Annotated in this window: 23 protein-coding genes and 1 pseudogene; 16 read left to right on the forward strand and 8 right to left on the reverse strand. The window is 53.7% G+C overall.

The window, feature by feature from the left end; translation table 11 throughout:
- Positions 1-3 precede the first annotated feature (3 nt).
- The 4 genes from CD000_RS18430 to nth all read left to right on the forward strand — a co-directional run bounded on the left by CD000_RS18430 (position 4) and on the right by nth (position 3064).
- Complete coding sequence (locus tag CD000_RS18430) at positions 4-192, forward strand: hypothetical protein (RefSeq protein ID WP_023634024.1); 189 nt, start codon at positions 4-6, stop codon at positions 190-192.
- Complete coding sequence (gene asnS / locus CD000_RS04735) at positions 192-1520, forward strand: asparagine--tRNA ligase (protein ID WP_042380425.1); 1329 nt, start codon at positions 192-194, stop codon at positions 1518-1520. Before CD000_RS18430 ends, asnS begins: the two co-directional genes overlap by 1 nt.
- Positions 1521-1587: 67 nt before the next feature.
- The gene (locus CD000_RS04740) at positions 1588-2289 is read left to right on the forward strand and encodes a DnaD domain-containing protein (protein WP_096224998.1); all 702 of its coding nucleotides are present in this window, start codon (positions 1588-1590) and stop codon (positions 2287-2289) included.
- Between the two features lie 103 nt (positions 2290-2392).
- A complete protein-coding gene (nth, locus tag CD000_RS04745; protein ID WP_014196182.1) occupies positions 2393-3064 on the forward strand; it encodes an endonuclease III in 672 nt (223 codons plus the stop codon).
- Between the two features lie 103 nt (positions 3065-3167).
- On the opposite strand, the gene CD000_RS04750 is transcribed toward nth, so the two are convergent.
- The gene (locus CD000_RS04750) at positions 3168-5858 is read right to left on the reverse strand and encodes a PBP1A family penicillin-binding protein (RefSeq protein ID WP_096224999.1); all 2691 of its coding nucleotides are present in this window, start codon (positions 5856-5858) and stop codon (positions 3168-3170) included.
- Between the two features lie 33 nt (positions 5859-5891).
- Positions 5892-6494 carry a Holliday junction resolvase RecU gene (gene recU, locus CD000_RS04755; protein ID WP_096225000.1) on the reverse strand — a complete coding sequence of 201 codons (603 nt, stop codon included), beginning with the start codon at positions 6492-6494 and terminating at the stop codon, positions 5892-5894.
- Between the two features lie 224 nt (positions 6495-6718).
- On the opposite strand from recU, the gene CD000_RS04760 reads away from it, so the two are divergent.
- Together CD000_RS04760 and CD000_RS04765 are read left to right on the forward strand one after the other, a co-directional pair.
- A complete protein-coding gene (locus CD000_RS04760) occupies positions 6719-6961 on the forward strand; it encodes a hypothetical protein (protein WP_014196179.1) in 243 nt (80 codons plus the stop codon).
- A 116-nt stretch (positions 6962-7077) separates the two neighbouring features.
- Positions 7078-7461, forward strand: coding sequence for a YppE family protein (locus CD000_RS04765; RefSeq protein ID WP_013144929.1), 384 nt, complete (start codon positions 7078-7080; stop codon positions 7459-7461).
- Positions 7462-7542: 81 nt separating this feature from the next.
- Here the strand turns inward: CD000_RS04765 and CD000_RS18685 are convergent, their stop codons facing one another.
- Both CD000_RS18685 and CD000_RS04770 read right to left on the reverse strand, forming a co-directional pair.
- Positions 7543-7713, reverse strand: a complete 171-nt coding sequence (locus tag CD000_RS18685) for a hypothetical protein (protein WP_013144930.1) — start codon at positions 7711-7713, stop codon at positions 7543-7545.
- A 119-nt stretch (positions 7714-7832) separates the two neighbouring features.
- On the reverse strand, positions 7833-8033 hold the full coding sequence (locus tag CD000_RS04770; RefSeq protein WP_011231648.1) for a YppF family protein: 201 nt from the start codon (positions 8031-8033) through the stop codon (positions 7833-7835).
- Between the two features lie 285 nt (positions 8034-8318).
- Here CD000_RS04770 and CD000_RS04775 point away from each other — a divergent pair, with 285 nt between their 5' ends.
- Positions 8319-8666 (forward strand): YppG family protein, encoded by a 348-nt coding sequence (locus CD000_RS04775; RefSeq protein WP_096225001.1) that lies wholly within the window; start codon positions 8319-8321, stop codon positions 8664-8666.
- An 83-nt stretch (positions 8667-8749) separates the two neighbouring features.
- On the opposite strand, the gene CD000_RS04780 is transcribed toward CD000_RS04775, so the two are convergent.
- Both CD000_RS04780 and CD000_RS04785 read right to left on the reverse strand, forming a co-directional pair.
- Positions 8750-9004, reverse strand: a complete 255-nt coding sequence (locus CD000_RS04780) for a sigma-G-dependent sporulation-specific acid-soluble spore protein CsgA (protein ID WP_011231646.1) — start codon at positions 9002-9004, stop codon at positions 8750-8752.
- Positions 9004-9189: a hypothetical protein gene (locus CD000_RS04785; protein WP_096225002.1), complete on the reverse strand. Its 186-nt coding sequence runs from the start codon at positions 9187-9189 to the stop codon at positions 9004-9006. The genes CD000_RS04780 and CD000_RS04785 overlap by 1 nt, the downstream gene beginning before the upstream one ends.
- 85 nt (positions 9190-9274) lie before the next feature.
- Between CD000_RS04785 and CD000_RS18690 the strand changes: the two genes are divergently transcribed.
- Complete coding sequence (locus CD000_RS18690) at positions 9275-9439, forward strand: hypothetical protein (protein WP_185968123.1); 165 nt, start codon at positions 9275-9277, stop codon at positions 9437-9439.
- Positions 9440-9554: 115 nt separating this feature from the next.
- On the opposite strand, the gene CD000_RS04790 is transcribed toward CD000_RS18690, so the two are convergent.
- Positions 9555-10019 carry an Hsp20/alpha crystallin family protein gene (locus CD000_RS04790; RefSeq protein ID WP_011231644.1) on the reverse strand — a complete coding sequence of 155 codons (465 nt, stop codon included), beginning with the start codon at positions 10017-10019 and terminating at the stop codon, positions 9555-9557.
- 921 nt (positions 10020-10940) lie between these two features.
- On the opposite strand from CD000_RS04790, the gene CD000_RS04800 reads away from it, so the two are divergent.
- From CD000_RS04800 to CD000_RS04815, 6 genes and pseudogenes are all read left to right on the forward strand, one after another.
- Positions 10941-12338, forward strand: coding sequence for a HAMP domain-containing sensor histidine kinase (locus CD000_RS04800; protein WP_096225003.1), 1398 nt, complete (start codon positions 10941-10943; stop codon positions 12336-12338).
- A 17-nt stretch (positions 12339-12355) separates the two neighbouring features.
- Positions 12356-12511, forward strand: coding sequence for a hypothetical protein (locus CD000_RS18695; RefSeq protein ID WP_011231640.1), 156 nt, complete (start codon positions 12356-12358; stop codon positions 12509-12511).
- 15 nt (positions 12512-12526) lie between these two features.
- A complete protein-coding gene (locus CD000_RS04805; protein ID WP_011231639.1) occupies positions 12527-13081 on the forward strand; it encodes a glycerol-3-phosphate responsive antiterminator in 555 nt (184 codons plus the stop codon).
- A 157-nt stretch (positions 13082-13238) separates the two neighbouring features.
- Positions 13239-14897, forward strand: coding sequence for a glycerol-3-phosphate dehydrogenase/oxidase (locus CD000_RS04810; protein ID WP_096225004.1), 1659 nt, complete (start codon positions 13239-13241; stop codon positions 14895-14897).
- A 111-nt stretch (positions 14898-15008) separates the two neighbouring features.
- Entirely contained in the window at positions 15009-15140 is a 132-nt protein-coding gene (locus tag CD000_RS19355; RefSeq protein WP_255404847.1) for a hypothetical protein, read from the forward strand.
- Positions 15098-16330: pseudogene (locus CD000_RS04815) on the forward strand (alpha-galactosidase); the annotation flags it as partial. The gene CD000_RS19355 and the pseudogene CD000_RS04815, both read left to right, overlap by 43 nt.
- A gap of 63 nt (positions 16331-16393) precedes the next feature.
- Here CD000_RS04815 and CD000_RS04820 read toward each other — a convergent pair.
- Positions 16394-17176: an EcsC family protein gene (locus CD000_RS04820; RefSeq protein WP_096225005.1), complete on the reverse strand. Its 783-nt coding sequence runs from the start codon at positions 17174-17176 to the stop codon at positions 16394-16396.
- A gap of 188 nt (positions 17177-17364) precedes the next feature.
- Between CD000_RS04820 and CD000_RS04825 the strand changes: the two genes are divergently transcribed.
- Both CD000_RS04825 and galE read left to right on the forward strand, forming a co-directional pair.
- Positions 17365-18549 carry a galactokinase gene (locus CD000_RS04825; RefSeq protein WP_096225006.1) on the forward strand — a complete coding sequence of 395 codons (1185 nt, stop codon included), beginning with the start codon at positions 17365-17367 and terminating at the stop codon, positions 18547-18549.
- Positions 18546-19532: a UDP-glucose 4-epimerase GalE gene (gene galE, locus CD000_RS04830; protein ID WP_096225007.1), complete on the forward strand. Its 987-nt coding sequence runs from the start codon at positions 18546-18548 to the stop codon at positions 19530-19532. The genes CD000_RS04825 and galE overlap by 4 nt, the downstream gene beginning before the upstream one ends.

Consider the following 19532-nt stretch of genomic DNA (forward strand, 5'->3'; position numbering starts at 1 on the left):
AAGGTGTCAGAGTGGAAAGAAAAGGGCGGCTTTGTTTGGCGCAAAGCCGCTTTTTCCGCGTCGGTGGGAGCGGCGGACTGTCGGCTGGCTCCGGGCGGCTGCGCCGAAGGGCGATGGGGAGGGCAGCATCGTTTTGCGCTGCTTTGGCTGGTCGTTGCCGTGACGCCGACGGAACGGTATAATAGCGAATGATGGACGTGTTGATTATTGGAGGGAATCAGTGCGTGAAAACGACGACGATTGCGGAAGTGAATCAATACGTAGGACAACAAGTGACGATCGGCGCTTGGCTCGCGAACAAGCGCTCAAGCGGGAAAATCGTCTTTTTGCAGCTGCGCGACGGCACTGGCTTTATTCAAGGCGTCGTCGAAAAGGCGAACGTCTCGGAAGAGGTGTTTCAACGCGCAAAAACATTGACGCAAGAAACGTCGCTCTATGTGACGGGCACGGTGCGCATCGACGAGCGCTCCCCATTTGGCTACGAGCTGTCGGTTGCCGATTTGCAAGTCATTCAAGAAGCAGTTGACTATCCGATTACGCCGAAAGAGCATGGCGTCGAATTTTTGATGGACCATCGCCACCTTTGGCTTCGGTCGCGGCGCCAGCACGCGATCATGAAAATTCGCAACGAAATCATCCGGGCGACGTATGAGTTTTTCAACGACCGCGGGTTTGTGAAAGTCGACGCCCCGATTTTGACTGGCAGCGCACCGGAAGGAACGACCGAACTGTTTCATACGAAATATTTTGATGAGGATGCCTATTTGTCGCAAAGCGGCCAGCTCTACATGGAAGCGGCGGCGATGGCGCTCGGCAAAGTGTTCTCATTCGGCCCGACGTTCCGCGCCGAAAAATCGAAAACACGCCGCCATTTGATCGAGTTTTGGATGGTGGAGCCGGAAATGGCGTTTTATGAGTTTGAAGACAATTTGCGTCTGCAAGAAGAGTACGTCTCCTACCTTGTGCAGTCGGTGCTCGAGCGCTGCCGGCTTGAACTCGGGCGGCTCGGGCGCGACGTGTCGAAGCTTGAGCTGGTCAAACCGCCGTTTCCGCGCCTAACGTATGATGAGGCGATCAAGCTGCTTCATGAAAAAGGATTGACCGACATCGAGTGGGGCGATGACTTCGGTGCGCCGCATGAGACGGCCATCGCCGAAAGTTTTGACAAACCGGTGTTCATCACCCACTATCCGGCCTCTTTGAAGCCGTTTTATATGCAGCCGGACCCGAACCGCCCCGACGTTGTGCTATGCGCCGATTTGATTGCGCCGGAAGGATACGGGGAAATCATTGGCGGCTCGGAACGGATTCACGATTATGAGCTGCTCAAGCGCCGCCTTGAAGAGCACCATTTGCCGCTTGAAGCGTATGAATGGTATTTGGATTTGCGCAAATACGGTTCTGTGCCGCATTCAGGGTTCGGGCTCGGCTTGGAGCGCACTGTCGCTTGGATTTGCGGCGTCGAACATGTGCGCGAGACGATTCCGTTCCCGCGGCTGCTCAACCGGCTTTATCCGTAAAAAACCCCCTGCAAAAAGGGGGTTTTTTCGCCGCCGTCATGTTATACTATAGTTGAGGTGCATCGGCATGGAAAAGAAAAAGGTGGCCGAATGGCTGGCGCAAGGAAGCATCGCCGTCCCGAAGCTGCTGCTTGGCCACTACAAGCAGCTTGGGTTGGACGAGGGGGAGCTCGTCTTGCTTTTGCATATGCAGTCGTTTTTCGAAGAAGGCGTCTTGTTTCCGACGCCGGCCGAGCTGGCCGAAAGAATGACGGTCTCGGCAGCGGAATGCATGGATATGGTGCGTCGGCTCTTGCAAAAAGGGATGATCGCGATTGAAGAGCATACGGATGAACAAGGCATTCGCAACGAAAAATATACGCTTGAACCGCTTTGGGAGAAGCTCGTGCATCATTTGTACACCCAAGCCGCTCAACAGGGGGAACTCGGCCGGCAGGAGGAAGAGGAGAGCTTATACACCGTTTTTGAGCAGGAGTTTGGCCGCCCGCTCTCCCCGTTCGAGTGTGAAACGCTTGCGATGTGGATCGATCAAGACGGCCATGAGCCGGCCATCATTAAAGCGGCGCTGCGCGAAGCGGTGCTGTCGGGGAAGTTGAATTTCCGCTACATCGATCGCATCTTGTTTGAATGGAAAAAGAATGGCATTCGCACGATTGAACAGGCGCACGACTACGGCAAAAAGTTTCGCAAGCCGTCCTCCCGTTCGGCGAAACAGACGGCGGGAGAATTTAAACAGACGATCCCGTTTTTCAATTGGCTCGACTCGTAACGAGAGGCGCTGTCTCTCGTTTTTGTTTGTCCAAAAATGGCCAATCGAACCGGTAAAAGGCGTCGTTTTATTCGGGCCAATATGGCAATAAGGAGGAGACGAGGTGCTGACAAAGCAACAAATCCGCTACTGTTTGGATGAGATGGCAAAAATGTTTCCGGATGCGCATTGCGAGCTTTTGCACCGCAATCCGTTTGAGCTGCTGATTGCGGTTGTTTTGTCGGCGCAATGCACCGATGCGCTCGTCAACAAGGTGACGAAACGGCTGTTTGAAAAATATCGGACGCCGCACGATTATATTGCGGTGCCGCTTGAGGAGCTTGAGCAAGATATCCGCTCAATCGGCTTATATCGGAACAAAGCGCGAAACATTCAAAAGCTGTGCGCGATGTTGATTGACAAGTACAACGGCGAAGTGCCGCGCGACCGCGATGAGTTGATGAAGCTGCCGGGCGTCGGGCGGAAGACGGCGAACGTCGTTGTGTCCGTTGCGTTCGGCGTGCCGGCCATCGCTGTTGATACACACGTCGAGCGCGTCAGCAAACGGCTTGGCTTTTGCCGCTGGGACGACTCGGTTTTGGAAGTCGAGAAGACGCTGATGAAAATCATTCCAAAAGAAGAATGGTCGATCACCCACCACCGAATGATTTTTTTTGGCCGCTACCATTGCAAGGCGCAGTCTCCGCAATGTCCGTCATGTCCTCTTCTTCATTTATGCCGTGAAGGAAAAAAACGGATGCGAAAACGGGAGGAAAAAGCGGCAAATCAGAAGTGAACGGAACCGCGAAAGGGCTTGGTGAAGAAGGGCCAGCAGCATGCCGGTCGGTCATGAAAAAACGGATGGCGCAAAAGCCATCCGTTTTTTGGGAATGCAGCTGTTATGGACGGGTGCCAAGACCCGCTCCGGATCCGTTTTTTAACGGCGGGGAGACAGGCGGCGTTCCGTTGTTTGCACCTGTTCCGCCGTTCGTTCCGTTCGTTTGGCCGCTGTTGTTCGTTCCTTGGTTGTTTGTTCCATCCGTTTGGCCATTGTTTTGGTTGGCCCCGCCGCTGTTGCCATTTTCTTGTCCGCCGCTTGCGCCGCCGTTTTGTTCATTGTTGTTTCCCTGACCGTTTTCGTTTTCGTTATTCCCGCTGTTGCCTTGATCGGTGCCGCCGTTTTGCCCGCCGCTGCCTTGGCTGTCATCCCCCGGTTGTTGTGGCGCGGGAGTTTGATCTTCTCCGCCGGGGACATGAACGCTGGCTATGGCCGGTTTGCTCATTCGTTCGCCGTCTTTTGCGTACACGGCGATTGTGTACGTCCATCCTGGCGTCGGATTGGAAATCGTGATCGAACGGTCTATTGTGGTGATCGTATTCGTTTGACCTTGGCCATCTTTGACGCGCACCTCGAAGATCGTCTCATCGGTTTGCTCATCGTATGACCACGAAACCGAGATGGCGTTCGCCGCTTGGTCGTACACAGCGGTCAACCCTTTCACCGCCGGCAGTTCTTCCGGCGCGTCGTTCGCCGTCTCCGTCGGCTCAGTGCCGCGCACGAACAATTCATACGTAATTTCGCTTTCCGGCGTGTATTTGCCGGCAAGTTTCGGCGGATTTGTGCCTTTTTTGATCGGCAGTCTGACGACGCTCTCCGGCTGCTTGAATTCCCCACTGCCGTCATCGATATGGGACATTAAGTTTTTCAACAAGTATTTCGGGATTTTTTGTTCCTCTATACTAAGCTTTGCCGCGCTGCTTCGCTTGCTGAAGCCGACCCAAATGGCCGCCGTATAGTTTGGCGTATAGCCGACAATCCAGCTGTCCGGCACATCGTCTCTTTGGAGGCCAAATTTGGCGCCGTCTTCGCCGTAGTTCGTCGTTCCTGTTTTGCCCGCGAGCTCAAGCCCTGGGACATTAGCCAACACGCCGGTTCCGGAGCGGATGACCGTTTTCAGCACATCGGTGATCATATAAGCGGTATAGTCGTGCATCACCCGTTTCGGCTTTGGCTTTAAATCCATTTCCGTGCCGTCTGGGAAGACGATTTTCGTCACGGCATACGGCTTTGTGTAAATCCCGTTGTTGCCAAAGGCGGTGTAGGCCCCGGCCATTTGCAACGGTGACACATAGTTGGATACTCCCCCGATCGCATATGGCTCATATACTTCACTAAAGCCCATCCCAAGACGATTGGCAAACTCCATCGCCCGTTCTTTGCCGACGGCTTGGAACGTTTTTAACGCCGGGATGTTGCGTGATTTTGCCAGTGCCGTCCGCAAGGTGATCGGCCCCATATATCCCCCGCCGGCGTTGCGGATCGGCGTGCCGTCCGAATACGTATACGGCTCGTCAACAAGAATGTGCGCTGTTGACCATTTTAAATATTCGATCGCTGGACCGTAATCCAAAATCGGTTTGATCGTCGAACCGGGCTGGCCGACCGGTTTGATGGCGTAGTTGAAGCCAAATTCGACGTGGTCGTGGTGGCGACCGCCGCCTAACGCGCGAATGGCGCCTGTTTTCGTATCGACGAGGGCGATGGCCGACTGCAAGTCTTTTTTATTAGTAAAGTATTGCTTCGAGTTTAATAAGTTTTCGACGTACGACTGTGCCTCTTGATCAAGCGTTGTGTAAATTTTCAATCCGTCTTCAAAGACGTTGACGTTCGCTTTGTCGGTCACTTCTTTGATCACTTCGTCAATAAAGGCGTCATACGGCACGGAGCTTTGCGGTTTTTTCCGTTCAGCAAGCATCGATTTGATCGGCACTTGTTTCGCTTTTTCCGCTTCTTCCTGGCTGATAAAGCCATGTTTCGCCATGAGCGACAATACGGTATCGCGCCGTTTTTTCGCCGCCTCTGGATGGTCATACGGATTATACCGGTTTGGACTTTGCGGCATGCCGGCGAGCAAGGCCGCTTCCGGAAGAGTGAGCTTTTTCAAGTCTGTCTTGCCAAAATAATATTCGGCGGCGCGAGCGACGCCATAAATGCCGTCTGAATAATAAATTTTGTTCAAATACATTTCCAAAATTTCATGCTTCGAATATTTTTGTTCAAGCTGCAGCGCGAGCCATGCCTCTTGCGCTTTTCGCTTCAACGTTTTTTCTGACGACAAAAACGTCATTTTGACGACTTGCTGGGTGATCGTGCTGCCGCCTTCTGCACCAAATCCTTCCTTGATGTTGGCGAGGACGGCGCCAGCCAAGCGGACGACATCGATGCCGTGATGTTCATAAAAGCGGGCGTCTTCCGTTGCCAGCACGGCATCTTCAAGCACTTTGGGCACGTCTTTATACGAAATGTACGTTCGCTTGTAGCCGCCAAGTTCGGCGACTTTCTTCCCATTCATATCGTACACGACGGAAGAGAGCGGGTCTTTAATTTTCGCCTCATCAAGCGGGGGAGCGTCCTTGACGAAGTAGGCGAACGCCGCCACGCCGCCGACAGCGGCGATCACGATGATGAACAATATCGCAATGGCGACTGTTTTCAGCCACGCGATCTCTTTTTTCGTTTTCGCTTTCTGCTGTTTCGTTTGTTTCGCTGCCTGCTTTCGTTCTACGCGAGAACGATATTCACCAGACATAAGCAAATCCTGCCTTTCTTACAAGTTTTCACTTCAACGGGTGAAGTACACGTTGTCTACTACACTAATATAATCAATTCTCGGCTGGTAGCCAAGCGGAATGGAATGTCCATGCCGTTCGATCTCTTGTTTCGGAATTGACTTTCGTCCGCCGGCTTCCTGTTTATTCCACCAAGCGATCAAATGAGAGGCGTCAAGCAAATACGTTTCATTGAGCAAAGAAAAACGCAAAATCGCAAAACAAATGCCGCCGTGGGCGACAACTTGCTCCATATGGCGGATTTGATGAGCGTGGAAATTTTTCAGCGGAAACACCGTTTTGTTTTTTGTCTCTTTCGCCTCAAAGTCGATGTACTTGCCGCGGTACACACCGTTGTAGTCGGTCGTCGACGCTTGCCGGAAGTAGGCTTCGGTAATGACGGCGGCGCTCCGTTTCGGATAGTCGACGCGCACGATTTGCACCGGGGTCGGCTTTTTATGGATGACAGCGATGCCGCGTTCCCGGTAATATTCATTCGTCGCGTTTAAGTCGTCTTCGAGCGTCATGCCGCGATTGGCATAATCGGCCGCCGGCCGGCGCGCGGCGTTCGGCTTGTTTCCGCGATACTCTTTTCCGCCCGGGTATTTGAGTGCCATCGCGTTCATCTCCTTTGAATGGTTTTTATTATACCATACGCTCCGGTCATATGCGCTCTTTTTCTTTTCCTCCTTTCGACTGAAGGCAAGCGAAGGAGGTCAATGTCGAATGGCGGCTGCTTGCCACTTTCTTTGCCGAATTCGTTCTACTTTTGTCGCCGCAGCAGGAGTCGTCCTTCCCGCCGCGAATGGAATATCATCATGCGAGAAATGGGGGAGAGGGAATGGAAAAACGGCTCGTGAAAAAAGAGGAGATCGAAAAGCAGCTGCAGGAAATTGTTGCACTCATCGAGCAGGTCGATGCGAAAATGGAAAAAGTGATCGCCGATGTCATCGAAGAGCGTTATACGCAAAATCAAGCGCAGCTCGGGCGGCTTGAAGGGCAGATCGCCGGCGTGGAACAGCGGCTTGAGAAGGAGAAGCAGCGTGCTGCACTTCCGCTTTCGTCGAAACTGTATTTGGTGTGAGCCGGTCGGTATGGTATCATTAAACAGAAGCGCATCGCGGCAAAACGCATCCGTTCTCCGGGCCATAGGGCACATGGGCAAACCGGATTTGCCGGCATGGATAAGGAGGAGGCGCCATGGAAAAAGAGCTTAAGGCGTTGACGAAGCGGCTGCAACAATACAACGAACAGTTGCTTTTGATCGCCCGGCGCGCCCGCGAGCGGAACGAGGAGCCGGATTTTTTTGGCGACGTGAAACCGATGGCCGAAGAGGTGCAGGCCGTTGCCGAACGGTGGAAGGACGCCGCTTCCCGCTGGGTCCGCCATGCGCGGCCGAAATATGTCCATGAGCGGCAAATTGAAGCCGCCGCCGACCATATGGCGAAGCTGTGCGTTGAGGCATTTTATCCATCCGTTCCTGAGCGCCGCATCAAGCAATACAGCCAGGCCGTCGCTTATACGCTGGCGCTCGTCAAGGAACGGCTTGACGACACGAGCGAAGCAGGCAAGGAGAGGCTTTGACAGGGCAGGAGAAAGCGGCCGCACGGAAAAAGGGGCTGACCCAAAACGCGAGTGCGTTTTGGATCAGCCCCCTTTTTTGTTTTATGTGTCTTTGCCTGTTGTGATCGAGACAGGGCCGCCTTCTGCAGTAGCGACGGTGTTGATCTCGTATTCGACCCGCTCCGTATGCTTGGGCGGCGCTGGTTTTCCATGTTTCGGCTTTTCATGGTCATGGCCTTTCAATTTATGGTTAAAGTGGACGCCTCGACCCATCGCCAATCCCCCCTTGCACGACAATTCCTCTTGCCTCTTTAGGGTGGGAAGAAACATCGTTTTTTATGCGTCTTGAGGAACAGGGGCAAAAAAAAGAAGAGAAAAGCTCCCTCATCGTCCTACAGCCCAGCGTATTCCCCTGCTTCATCCGGCTGAGAGGCGCCGGCTTTTTCGAGCTCACGCACGAGATCGCGGTACTCGGCGAGCGAAATTTCCCCGCGCAAATACAGACGGCGGGCAAAATCAAGCAGTTCGTTCGCCTCAGCCGGTTCGCAATGTTTGACCGCCATAAACTTATGCTTTAACTCCGTCACGTTCATTGATGCTTTTCCCCCTTCCCCCTTTTTTACATCGTACCATGAAAATAGGAAGAAAGAATGATTTCGGAAAATTAAAACTTCCGACAAGAGATGACATGTCCGTACACGCCATCGGGCGCCGTCACATATACTAGTGGCAGCCCACCTCTTCGGCCTGGAAGGTTGGTGGCTCATCAGCATGAATGTTGTTCGTTTGCGTGCGAAACAGCGCACGGCCGCATCTTGCCTGTACGAGCCGCTTTCTAGGCAAGGGGGAATGGACACCAACAATGGGGGAGAAGGAATATGCATCGTTACTCGCGCCCGTTTTTACCACCGCCCACGTATGGTCCGTATGGCTTAGGCAGCCATTATCATCCTTACTTCCACTATGGAGGTTCATCTTTTCCATCGGCGCCGGGGCACTGGCCCTTTTTTCCGTCCACCCATGCCGCCCCGCCTCCCCATCCGGCGTCATACCCAAAGCCGGGGCAGCTTTTGCCGCCGCCGCGCCCGTCGTTTCTCGCCCAGTTTAAAAACAGCGACGGAACGTACGATATCAACAAAATGATGAGTACCGTGGGGCAAATGATCAATACGGTCAATCAAGTGAATGGCGTGTTGAAAGGATTGCTCGGTACGTTTAAAAAATGAAACCGCGTCATGGCGCGACGGTCGAGCGCGCTTGAAAAAGGGAAACCGCTCCGCCGTTTGCACGGGGAGCGGTTTTCACGTTGTCAAATGAGCAACTCATACACTTCATTGAGCTGATACACGCGCTCATAATCGCGCTCATCCATCGCATAGCGGATTTCATGGGGCAAAATGCGGTCCAAAAAGGCGCTTTCTTCTTGCGTCAAGTCGCGGACAAATTCCCCTTCGCCTCGGTATGGTTTGCTGATCAGTTTTTTGTAAATGCGTTTTGGGGTGTCGCCGTGGTGATCCAAATAGTTGGACAGCACTTCGCGCAAGTAAGCGAGTGTTTGTTCCATCATCGTCCGCCCCCTTCAAAAAAAGAGACAAACTCTTTGCTTGTGTTTGTGCGGCCTTGGACGTACGGATTTTCTTCCGTCACGTGGTCCGGGTCGAGGTTTGTTTTGATGACAAGCATCGGCTCATCCGACGGCTCGTTGATCAGTCGGTCGTTCAATTGTTTGAAATCGGGCAGTTTCGCCATTCGTTTTGCACCTCCTATCAGTAGCGTAGCTTGTCAGCCGAGAAAGTATGTATGCACATCGTGTTGGCCGCAGCAAGGCAAGCGAATGGCAAACAATAAGGGGGTGATGGCGGTGACAGACCACAACGACAACTGGAAGCGGAAAAACAAATACACGAACCACCGCGAGGAAATCGCCAACGAATGGGTGATCAAAAAAGGAACGCCGGAAGAGGGCGAACGTTCCGGAAATTCACCCCATAAACAATAGAAGCTGGATAAGAAACAAGCCGCTCCCCATGAAGGGAACGGCTTGTTTCACGTCCAAGCGCGGCGCTGGCCGCTGCCAAAATGGTTTTTGAACGCACACACAGGCTGGATCGTCTTCAATCGATATCGATATATTTCCGTTTTTGCGGCAGCTGGATGGTGAGCGTCCCATTTTGAAACGAGGCTTTCACCTCATGCTCAGCGACCGGATACGGAAACGGAATCAGCCGCGCCACGCGCCGCCGTGCGTGGCGGCGTTCGTATACATGGCCGTGATGATCTGCCGATTCAATTGTTTCATTGTGATCGACGATCAGCTGCAGCCCATCTTCCTGCCATTGCAAGCTGATTTGTTCCCTTTTGATGTCAGGCAGCCGGACAATGATTTGGTAATCGTGCTTCGTCTCTTTCACCTCGATCGGAATGTACGCTGCAGCAAACGTTTGTGCGAAATAGTCATCGAGCGTTTCAAACAGTTTTTGCAGCGGCCGTTCATCAAACCATTGATTCATCATTTTCCGCAAATGATGGAACGGGTGATGGCCTCCCCCATTGGCTGGTGGTTGAAACGATTCATTCATTGCGCTCTCCTCCTTTTTTCAAAACAGCGAAATGGTTCTGTCGGGACGCTGCCGATTGGCAAAGCGATTCACTGTCAATGTATGTACAGAGCGCAAAAAAAGCTACTTCATACTTTTTTAGAGAGTTTTCATCTTGTTTTAACCCGGATGGAATATAATGACACCACCATCCATGAGATGCACATCAATAACGCTGTCGGTTGCCCGGCGGCGGGAGGAGGGATGGCGCGATGCATTGGGTTCATCCTATTTCGCGCAGGAGACTCCCACTTCAACGACCAAAGGGAGTAAGTGGGAGAGGAATGTGCGTTCCCCCTTTCTTTTGTGTATGATATAATAAAGGCATGGAGAAAACCGTTCAATAAAGGCACTCCAATAACGGCTGCTCGATGGATGGAGTTGGTTGCAGGAAACGTTGCAACCGTAAAACATCGAGCGTAGGTCTGTCTGTTGTGTGTGGAAGCCAAGTACTGCCAACAGACACACCGAGAGAATCGGTAACGATGCAGGCATGACCTGCGTCGTTGGGTAGTCGTCAACCTGCCCCCTGATGCAACCCCAAGTCAAGGAAGGAGGACGAAGTCCGTTTGCACTTCTGGGGAGTTGCAAGCCCCCACTTCAAGCGTTCGCGAAGTGGGGGTAGTTGACTGGCTGGTGACATTGTTTTTTCGGGAACAGCCGTGTCGCTTCTTTCTTATCAAGTGTTTGAAATCGTTCAAGCCATTGTTGATTGGATCGTTGACCGCCATTCATAAACAGCTGCCTGCGCCGCTTTTTGCCGATTCATTTTTGAGGGCGTCCCTAACAGGCGCCCCATTCCTTTTTTGACTGCTGGCTGCCCGTTGGCGGTGAACGGCTTGACGAACACGATAAAGAGCGGTATATCCAAACGGTGCGCGGCACGGGATATGTGATGCGGCCATGAAGAGGGAGGCGATTCGCCGGCTTTCGCTGAAAGGGAAGCTGACCGTTTTGTCGGCCGGGGCGATTTTCATTACGTATTTTGTGTTTACGTTTTTGCAATATCATATGGTCAAACAATGGCTGCTGAAGGAAGAAGAAAAAACGATGGAACAAACGGTGGCGGAAATTGAAACATATTACGCGGAAAAACGTAATCTATCATGGGAAGGGATTCGCCGCAGCCGCGCGTTTTTGGAAAAGCCGAATGAACGCTACCAGCTCATTCGCGTTACGGATGAGAAAGGAAACGTCATCGTCTCCGTTTCAAATGGGGCGGCGGTGTCGCTATCGCCAAGCGAGATGCCCGACAAGCGGAAGATGGATGAGCATTTCATCAACAATGAGCGATTTTTGCTGCTCCGTCAGCCGCTGCATATCGGCAACTTGCATGGAACGATCGAGATCGCCCGTCGGTTGGCGAGGTTCCAGCAAGTGACCAACACACTCTTTCTCATCATGACGGCGATCGGCTTTTTGGCCATGGCGGCAAGCGCTGTCGCCGGCCGGTTCGTGGCGCAAAGCTTCGTCCGGCCGTTGCAAACGCTGGCCAAAACGATGGCGGACATTCAAAACAACGGGCTGAAACGGCGCATTGATGTGCCTCCGGCGCGCGATGAAATCGCGGAACTGATGGTGATGTTCAACGGCATGATGGATGAAATTGAGCGGTCGTTCGCCATGCAGCGGCAATTTGTCGAGGATGCGTCCCATGAACTGCGCACGCCGCTCGCCATTTTGCAAGGCCATCTTTCGTTGCTGCAACGATGGGGAAAGCACAATCCAGAGATTTTAGAAGAATCGCTCGAGGCGGCGGTGAAAGAAGCGGAGCGGCTGAAGCGGCTCGTTCTCGAGCTCCTTGACTTGTCGCGCGCCGAGGCGATCACGGTGCCGGATGAGGTCGCGCCGATGGATGCCGCGGCGGCTGTCGGACAAGTCGTCAAAAATTTCCGCGTCTTGCACCCGGATTTCCAATTTCTGATTGACCAGCCGGATAAGCCGATTGCGCGCGCGGCGATGGCGAAACATCATTTTGAACAATTGCTGTTCATTTTGCTTGACAATGCGGTAAAATATTCTCAGCGAGTGAAACAAATCGCGATTTCCTTGCGCGAGGAAGGGCCGTTTGTCATCGTGTCCATCCGTGATTATGGCATCGGCATTCCGAAAGAAGAGCTGAAAAACGTTTTTTTGCGCTTTTACCGCGTCGACAAGGCGCGCAGCCGCGAACAAGGCGGCGCCGGGCTCGGCCTTTCGATCGCCAAGGAGATCATCGATAAGTACGGCGGGCAAATTGCGTTGGAAAGCGAAGTTGGGAAAGGAACGACGGTGGAGCTCGCCATTCCGAAAGCGGAATAGGAGAGGAGCGTGAGGCAATGGGACATCCCCATGAGGAAGAGGCGGCAAGCAAAAAAGTGATTCATCACCTCGTTGAAAAATTCCGCAAGCGCGGGGTGAAAATCGCGACATGCAAACCGCGGACGATGATGTCACTGTCATGCTTAGATGAGATCGACAAAATGAGAGGATGAATCGAAGAAAAGAAAATGGAAGCGAAACAGCGCATCATTCCGGCCATTAAAACGATGAAGCAATTTGACGCCTTTTTGTCAAGCGGTTACACGGTCGGCGTGTTGCTTGAGGTGCATATTGCCCAGTTAAAAAGCATCTTTGCCTATGCGCGCCGGCATGGCAAGGAGTTGATCATTCACGTCGACTTGGTGCAAGGGCTGAGCCATGATGAACATGCGGCGGAATACCTTTGCCAAGAGTTCCGCCCGCATGGCCTCATTTCGACGAAAGCGGGCGTCATTATGAAGGCGCGGCAAAAACGAGTCTTGGCCGTGCAACGCATCTTTTTGCTTGATTCTCATGCGTTGGAGAAAAGCTATCAGCTGATCGCCAAAACGAATCCGGACTGCATCGAAGTCATCCCGGGCGCCATGCCGCACATCATCCGCGAAGTGAAAGAACGGACGGGAAAACCGATTTACGCCGGCGGCCTCATCCGCACGGTCGACGATGTCGAGCGGGCGCTTGCAGCTGGGGCGGTGGCGGTGACCACGTCCAACGAAACATTATGGCGCCACTACAATGGATAATGCGTTGAGCTGGCCAAATCGGCCGCAGTCTGCTATAATAAAAGCAACAAGTTAATCATCAGTCAGGAGACAAGGAGAGACCATGCATGCATGGTAGGCGAAGGCTTATCGTGTTTGCAATGGTCTCTTTTTGTCTTTTTCAAAGGAGGAATCATGCATGGCGTTCTCAAGCAAACATCGGAGCGATGTTCTTCAAGCGATGAGCGAAAAACAATATGATCTTCTGATCATCGGTGGAGGGATCACCGGCTCTGGCATCGCCTTGGATGCCATCTCGCGCGGCATGACGGTCGCGCTTGTCGAGATGCAAGATTTCGCCGCCGGCACGTCAAGCCGCTCGACGAAGCTCGTTCACGGCGGCTTGCGCTACTTGAAGCAGTTCGAGGTGAAGCTTGTCGCGGAAGTCGGGCGCGAACGGGCGATTGTGTATGAAAACGGCCCGCACGTCACTACACCGGAGTGGATGCTGCTGCCCATTTACCGCGGCGGGACGTTTGGCAAATGGAGCACGTCGGTCGGCCTTTGGCTGTATGACCGGCTGGCTGGCGTCAAGCCAAGCGAGCGGCGCACGATGCTTGATGCCCGGCAGACGTTGGAAAAAGAGCCGCTCTTAAAGCGCGACGGCCTCCTTGGCGGCGGCTATTACGTCGAGTACCGGACGGACGATGCCCGCTTGACGATCGAGGTGGTCAAAAAAGCGGTCGAGCTTGGCGTCGACGCCGTCAACTATGTAAAAGCCGAACAGTTTTTGTATGACGAGCGCGGCCGCATCACCGGCGCCCGCTGCCGCGACCTGCTCGGCGGACGAGTGTATGACATCCGCGCCAAAAAAGTCGTCAATGCTGCTGGACCATGGGTTGATGCGCTGCGCGACAAAGACGGTTCGAAAACCGGCAAGCGGCTTCGGCTGACAAAAGGCGTCCACATCGTCATCGATCAAAAGCGTTTTCCGCTCAAGCAGGCAGTCTATTTTGACACCCCGGACGGCCGGATGGTGTTTGCCATTCCGCGGGATGGGAAAACGTATGTCGGCACGACCGATACATTTTATGACGATGATCCCGCTCATCCGGCCATGACTGAAGAAGACCGCGACTACTTATTGCAGGCGATTCACTACATGTTCCCGTCTGTCGGCATCACCGCGGCCGATGTGGAATCAAGTTGGGCCGGCGTCCGTCCGCTCATCTATGAAGAAGGGAAAGACCCGTCGGAAATTTCCCGCAAAGACGAGATTTGGACATCGCCATCCGGCCTCATTACGATCGCTGGCGGCAAACTGACCGGCTACCGGAAAATGGCGGAAACGGTCGTTGACCTCGTCGCCAAACAATTGGAAAAAGAAGAGGGAAACACGTTCCGTCCGTGCCAAACGAAACAATTGCCGATCTCCGGCGGCGATGTCGGCGGCTCGCACCGCCTCCCTGCCTTCATCGCCGAAAAAGCGGAAGAAGCGGTGCGCTATGGATTGACGAAAGAAGCGGGAGCGCGGCTGGCGAGACAATACGGCACAAATGTCGACCAGCTGTTTGCTTTAAGCCAGCAATACGACCGCTCGTCCGGCTTAACGCGCGAAACGTTCGTCCGCCTCGTCTACGCCATCGAGGAAGAAATGGCGGTCAAACCAGTCGACTACTTCATCCGCCGCACCGGAGCGCTGTTGTTTGATATTGATTCGGTCCGGCGTGAGAAAGAGGCGGTTGTTGCGTTTATGGCGCGGTATTTTGGGTGGACCGAGGAAGAGCGGGACATGTATGGGAAGGAACTCGATCAGGAACTGCGGCGTGCGGTGTTGGCAGAGGAAGGAGCGAAGTGAACCAATGATCATGAAGGAAATGATGAGCGCCTGAATCCAGGCGCTTTTTTGATGGATCTTTTCGTAAAAATTAAGTAAAATTTAAATAAAAAATCAAAGTGAGGGAAGAGGATGGCAGTTACATACAATCCGCAAACGAAGCAGTTTCATTTGCGGGCGGGCAAGGCAAGCTACGTGATGCAGCTTTTCCGCTCCGGCTATTGGCGCGCGGCGCGTTCCGCGACCGCGAACGTCCGATTTTAATCAACAATTGGGAAGCGACGTACTTTGATTTTAACGAAGAAAAAATCGTCAACATCGCGAGAACAGCAGCGGAGCTTGGCATCGAACTGTTTGTGCTTGACGACGGTTGGTTTGGCGAACGCGACGACGACCGCCGTTCCCTCGGTGATTGGGTGGTCAATCGGCGCAAACTCCCGAACGGCCTGGACGGGTTGGCGAAACAAGTGAACGAACTCGGGCTGCAGTTCGGCTTATGGGTCGAACCGGAAATGGTGTCGCCAAACAGCGAACTGTACCGGAAACACCCCGACTGGTGTCTCCATGTGCCCAACCGCCCGCGCTCGGAAGGACGAAACCAGCTTGTGCTCGATTATTCCCGCCAAGACGTGTGCGACTATATGATTGAAACGATCTCGAACGTGCTTGCGAGCGCCCCCATCACTTATGTGAAATGGGACATGAACCGCCATATGACGGAAATAGGCTCCTCCGCCCTGCCGCCCGAGCGCCAGCGCGAAACGTCGCACCGCTATATGCTTGGGCTCTATCGCGTGATGGACGAGATCACCGCGCGTTTTCCGCACATTTTGTTTGAAAGCTGCTCCGGAGGCGGAGGGCGGTTTGACCCGGGGATGCTGTATTATATGCCGCAAACATGGACGAGCGACAACACTGACGCTGTCTCGCGCCTGAAAATCCAGTACGGTACAAGCCTCGTTTACCCAGTGAGCGCCATGGGCGCCCACGTCTCGGCGGTGCCGAACCACCAAGTCGGGCGGGTGACGTCGCTCAAGACGCGCGGCCATGTCGCGATGTCAGGCAACTTCGGCTATGAGCTCGATATCACGAAATTGACGGAAACAGAAAAACAAATGATTAAGCAACAAGTCGCGTTTTACAAGGAAGTACGCCGCCTCGTCCAGTTCGGCACGTTTTATCGGCTGCTAAGCCCGTTTGAAGGCAACGAGGCGGCGTGGATGTTCGTCTCTGCCGACCGCTCGGAAGCGCTCGTCGCCTACTTCCGCGTTCTGGCCGAAGCGAACGCGCCGCTGTCGCACTTGCGCTTAAAAGGGCTTGACCCGAATCAAGACTACGAAATCGAGGGACTTGGCGTTTACGGCGGCGACGAGCTGATGTATGCCGGAGTGGCGGTGCCGCACCGCTTGGGCGATTTTACCAGCATGATGTGGCGATTGAAAGCTGTTCGATGATGGGGGAATGATGCGGCCTGAGCGGATGCATCAGGGCGAAACAAACGAATCGAACCCGGCATGTTAGATGCCGGGTTCAAACTGTTTGAGCTTCTCGATGATGCGACGCTTCCGATAGAGCATCTTCCCGGTTTCGGCGATGTCTTCCATAAACGATTTGTTAAACAGCGAACCGAAAATGACACCGATGATCGGAACGGCTTGAAACAGCTTTTTCCACCCGTATTGGTCGCGGAACGTCATCATCACTTCCCGCCAGCCTTGCAGTTCGGAAAAGACGCGCCCGCGTTCATTGGAGAACGACGAAAGTTCGTCCAAAATCGCTTTTTTCCCGACGATGTCCGCCGCGGCAAACTGCAGGCATTTGACGACAAACACGCGCTCCTCTTTTTCCTTCGGGTCATATCCGTACACGATGGCGATCTCTTGCAGCGTTTTCAGCGCTAAGCCGAGAAGCGCCGGAATGTCCACCGCCAGCGTCAGCGCCCCGCCAATTCCAGTTGCCGCCCCTTGCAGCTGGGCGAACGTGACGCGCGCATCGATCAACTCATTGCAGACGCGGTCCATCGTCTCAAGCGGCAAGTGCGGCACTTCGGCAAGCGACGATACGCCAAGCTTGTCCAATACCTTTCCTTCATTCACCAAGTATTGCCCGCCGCTTTGAATATAGCTGCCCAATTCATCAAGCAGCTGCCCGAGTTTTCGATGGACGACTTTTGGCGTCAGCTTATCGAGCACTTGAAACGGCAAGCGGCCGAGCTTTTCCCAAAACCATAGGTCTTTTTGGGAGTGTTCCCACTGTTCGATTTGCTTTAGTTCTTTTTGCAGCTCCAGTATGGCATCCATGCTTGGGCCTCCTGTTCCTTCTTTATGTTTAGGATAAGTTGATTGTAACGAATTATACGGATGAAGGAAGGGCTTTGTTTCTAACAAGAAGCTTGTCGGTATAATCAAAATCGGAATTTTTCGTTGACGGATAGTAAAATTTTAACTAAAATATTTATTAGACTAGATGACCTTAAGGAGGCCCTCTCATGATCCCCATCTTAAAACAGCAATTTATCGAACTTTTCGGCGGCTTGGGCGAAGGCATCCGCGCTTTCTTCGCCCCTGGCCGCGTCAATTTGATCGGTGAGCATACGGATTACAACGGCGGGCATGTGCTGCCGTGCGCGCTTGCGATCGGCACGTATGTGCTTGTTCGGCAGACGAAAGAGCCATTTGTCCGCTTTTATTCGCAAAACTTCCCGGAAGCGGGAGTGGTCACGGTCTCTTACGGCGACTTGTCTTATCGTCGCGAACACGGTTGGGCGAACTACCCGAAAGGGATCTTGGCCGCGTTTCAAGCGTTACGTCCGCTTGAGACCGGATTGGATATTTTGTATTACGGCACGATCCCGAACGGCGCCGGGCTGTCGTCATCCGCGTCGATTGAGCTTGTGACCGCGGTGATGCTCAACGAACTGTTCAGGCGCGGGCTTGATCAGCTGGAGCTTGTGAAAATGAGCCAAAACGTAGAAAATAAATACATCGGCGTCAATTGCGGCATTATGGATCAGTTTGCCGTCGGCATGGGGAAACAAGATTGCGCCATTCTATTGAACTGCCAGACGCTCGAGCACCGCTATTTGCCATTGGTGCTTGACGATTGTGCGATCGTCATCGCGAACACAAACAAAAAGCGCGGCCTGGCGGACTCGGCGTACAACGAGCGGCGGGCGACGTGCGAGGCGGCTCTCGCGAAGCTGCAAAGCGTGCGGAACATCGCCTCGCTCGGCGAGCTGACAAGCGCAGAGCTGGCCCGTTATGAACATCTTCTTTCCCCGCTTGAGCAAAAACGGGCCCGCCATGCGGTGACGGAAAACGAGCGGACTCTTGAAGCCGCCCAGGCGCTTGAGCAGGGAGACCTCGTCCGCTTTGGCGAGTTGATGAAACAGTCGCATTTGTCGCTGCGCCATGACTATGAAGTAACCGGAGCCGAACTTGATACGCTCGTGGAGGCCGCATGGTCGCACGAAGGAACGGTCGGGGCGCGCATGACCGGAGCCGGATTCGGCGGCTGCACGGTGAACATTGTGAAAAAGGCATGCGTTCAAGATTTCATTGAACGGGTCGGAAACGCGTATGCCGAAAAAATCGGTTATGAAGCAAGCTTTTATGTCGTTGACGTTGGTGACGGGGCGAGAGAACTCACGGAACTGGAGGAGATGAGCCGATGATTTTGGTTTGCGGAGGGGCAGGGTATATCGGCAGCCATGCGGTGTACCGTCTGCTTGAAAAAGGGGAGCGCGTGGTCGTGGTGGATAACTTGCAGACGGGGCACCGGGAGGCGGTTCACCCTGATGCGGTGTTTTGCCAAGGCGATATTCGCGACCGCGATTTTTTGCGCGAGGTGTTTCGCCAGCATGACATTGAGGCGGTCATTCATTTTGCGGCGAACTCATTGGTCGGTGAAAGCATGGAAGAGCCGCTGAAATATTACGACAACAATGTGTACGGCACACAAGTGCTGCTTGAAGTGATGAGAGAATTTGGTGTCAAGCAAATCGTCTTTTCTTCAACCGCCGCGGTGTATGGGGAGCCGAAACAAATCCCGATCATCGAAACCGATCCGACCGAACCGACGAACGCGTATGGAGAAACGAAGCTGGCGATGGAAAAAATGATGAAATGGGCGGACCGCGCCTATGGCATCCGCTCGATTTCGCTCCGCTACTTTAATGTCGCCGGGGCGTACGGCACGACAATCGGTGAGGACCACAACCCGGAGACGCATCTGATTCCATTGATTTTAAAAGTGCCGCTTGGCCAGCGCGAGGAAATCTACATTTTCGGCGATGACTACGACACGCCCGACGGCACGTGCATCCGCGACTACATTCATGTGCTTGATCTCGTCGATGCCCATTGGCTGGCGCTCGAGAAATTGCGGAGCGGGGCAGACAGCGATGTATACAATTTAGGCAACGGAAATGGATTTAGCGTCAAAGAAGTGATCGAAGCGGCGCGGCAAGTGACCGGACACCCGATCCCTGCCCGCGTCGTGGCGCGGCGGCCGGGCGACCCGGCGCGGCTTGTCGCTTCATCGGAAAAAGCAAAGCGCGAGCTCGGCTGGGAGCCGAAATACCCGTCCATTACGGATATCGTCGCGTCGGCGTGGGAGTGGCACAAAGCGCGGCCAAACGGATATCGGGGTGTGTAA

This window comes from Geobacillus sp. FJAT-46040 (genome assembly GCF_002335725.1).
Taxonomy (GTDB): Bacteria; Bacillota; Bacilli; order Bacillales; family Anoxybacillaceae; genus Geobacillus; species Geobacillus thermoleovorans.

What these genes read in the sequence shown, in the direction of transcription:
- asnS (WP_042380425.1), top strand. Translation starts at nt 192, where the DNA reads ATGGACGTGTTGATTATTGGAGGGAATCAGTGCGTGAAAACGACGACG.
- CD000_RS04740 (WP_096224998.1), top strand. Translation starts at nt 1,588, where the DNA reads ATGGAAAAGAAAAAGGTGGCCGAATGGCTGGCGCAAGGAAGCATCGCC.
- CD000_RS04750 (WP_096224999.1), bottom strand. Translation starts at nt 5,858, where the DNA reads ATGTCTGGTGAATATCGTTCTCGCGTAGAACGAAAGCAGGCAGCGAAA.
- recU (WP_096225000.1), bottom strand. Translation starts at nt 6,494, where the DNA reads ATGGCACTCAAATACCCGGGCGGAAAAGAGTATCGCGGAAACAAGCCG.
- CD000_RS04760 (WP_014196179.1), top strand. Translation starts at nt 6,719, where the DNA reads ATGGAAAAACGGCTCGTGAAAAAAGAGGAGATCGAAAAGCAGCTGCAG.
- CD000_RS04765 (WP_013144929.1), top strand. Translation starts at nt 7,078, where the DNA reads ATGGAAAAAGAGCTTAAGGCGTTGACGAAGCGGCTGCAACAATACAAC.
- CD000_RS18685 (WP_013144930.1), bottom strand. Translation starts at nt 7,713, where the DNA reads ATGGGTCGAGGCGTCCACTTTAACCATAAATTGAAAGGCCATGACCAT.
- CD000_RS04770 (WP_011231648.1), bottom strand. Translation starts at nt 8,033, where the DNA reads ATGAACGTGACGGAGTTAAAGCATAAGTTTATGGCGGTCAAACATTGC.
- CD000_RS04775 (WP_096225001.1), top strand. Translation starts at nt 8,319, where the DNA reads ATGCATCGTTACTCGCGCCCGTTTTTACCACCGCCCACGTATGGTCCG.
- CD000_RS04780 (WP_011231646.1), bottom strand. Translation starts at nt 9,004, where the DNA reads ATGGAACAAACACTCGCTTACTTGCGCGAAGTGCTGTCCAACTATTTG.
- CD000_RS04785 (WP_096225002.1), bottom strand. Translation starts at nt 9,189, where the DNA reads ATGGCGAAACTGCCCGATTTCAAACAATTGAACGACCGACTGATCAAC.
- CD000_RS18690 (WP_185968123.1), top strand. Translation starts at nt 9,275, where the DNA reads ATGGCAAACAATAAGGGGGTGATGGCGGTGACAGACCACAACGACAAC.
- CD000_RS04790 (WP_011231644.1), bottom strand. Translation starts at nt 10,019, where the DNA reads ATGAATGAATCGTTTCAACCACCAGCCAATGGGGGAGGCCATCACCCG.
- CD000_RS04800 (WP_096225003.1), top strand. Translation starts at nt 10,941, where the DNA reads ATGAAGAGGGAGGCGATTCGCCGGCTTTCGCTGAAAGGGAAGCTGACC.
- CD000_RS18695 (WP_011231640.1), top strand. Translation starts at nt 12,356, where the DNA reads ATGGGACATCCCCATGAGGAAGAGGCGGCAAGCAAAAAAGTGATTCAT.
- CD000_RS04805 (WP_011231639.1), top strand. Translation starts at nt 12,527, where the DNA reads ATGGAAGCGAAACAGCGCATCATTCCGGCCATTAAAACGATGAAGCAA.
- CD000_RS04810 (WP_096225004.1), top strand. Translation starts at nt 13,239, where the DNA reads ATGGCGTTCTCAAGCAAACATCGGAGCGATGTTCTTCAAGCGATGAGC.
- CD000_RS19355 (WP_255404847.1), top strand. Translation starts at nt 15,009, where the DNA reads ATGGCAGTTACATACAATCCGCAAACGAAGCAGTTTCATTTGCGGGCG.
- CD000_RS04820 (WP_096225005.1), bottom strand. Translation starts at nt 17,176, where the DNA reads ATGGATGCCATACTGGAGCTGCAAAAAGAACTAAAGCAAATCGAACAG.
- CD000_RS04825 (WP_096225006.1), top strand. Translation starts at nt 17,365, where the DNA reads ATGATCCCCATCTTAAAACAGCAATTTATCGAACTTTTCGGCGGCTTG.
- galE (WP_096225007.1), top strand. Translation starts at nt 18,546, where the DNA reads ATGATTTTGGTTTGCGGAGGGGCAGGGTATATCGGCAGCCATGCGGTG.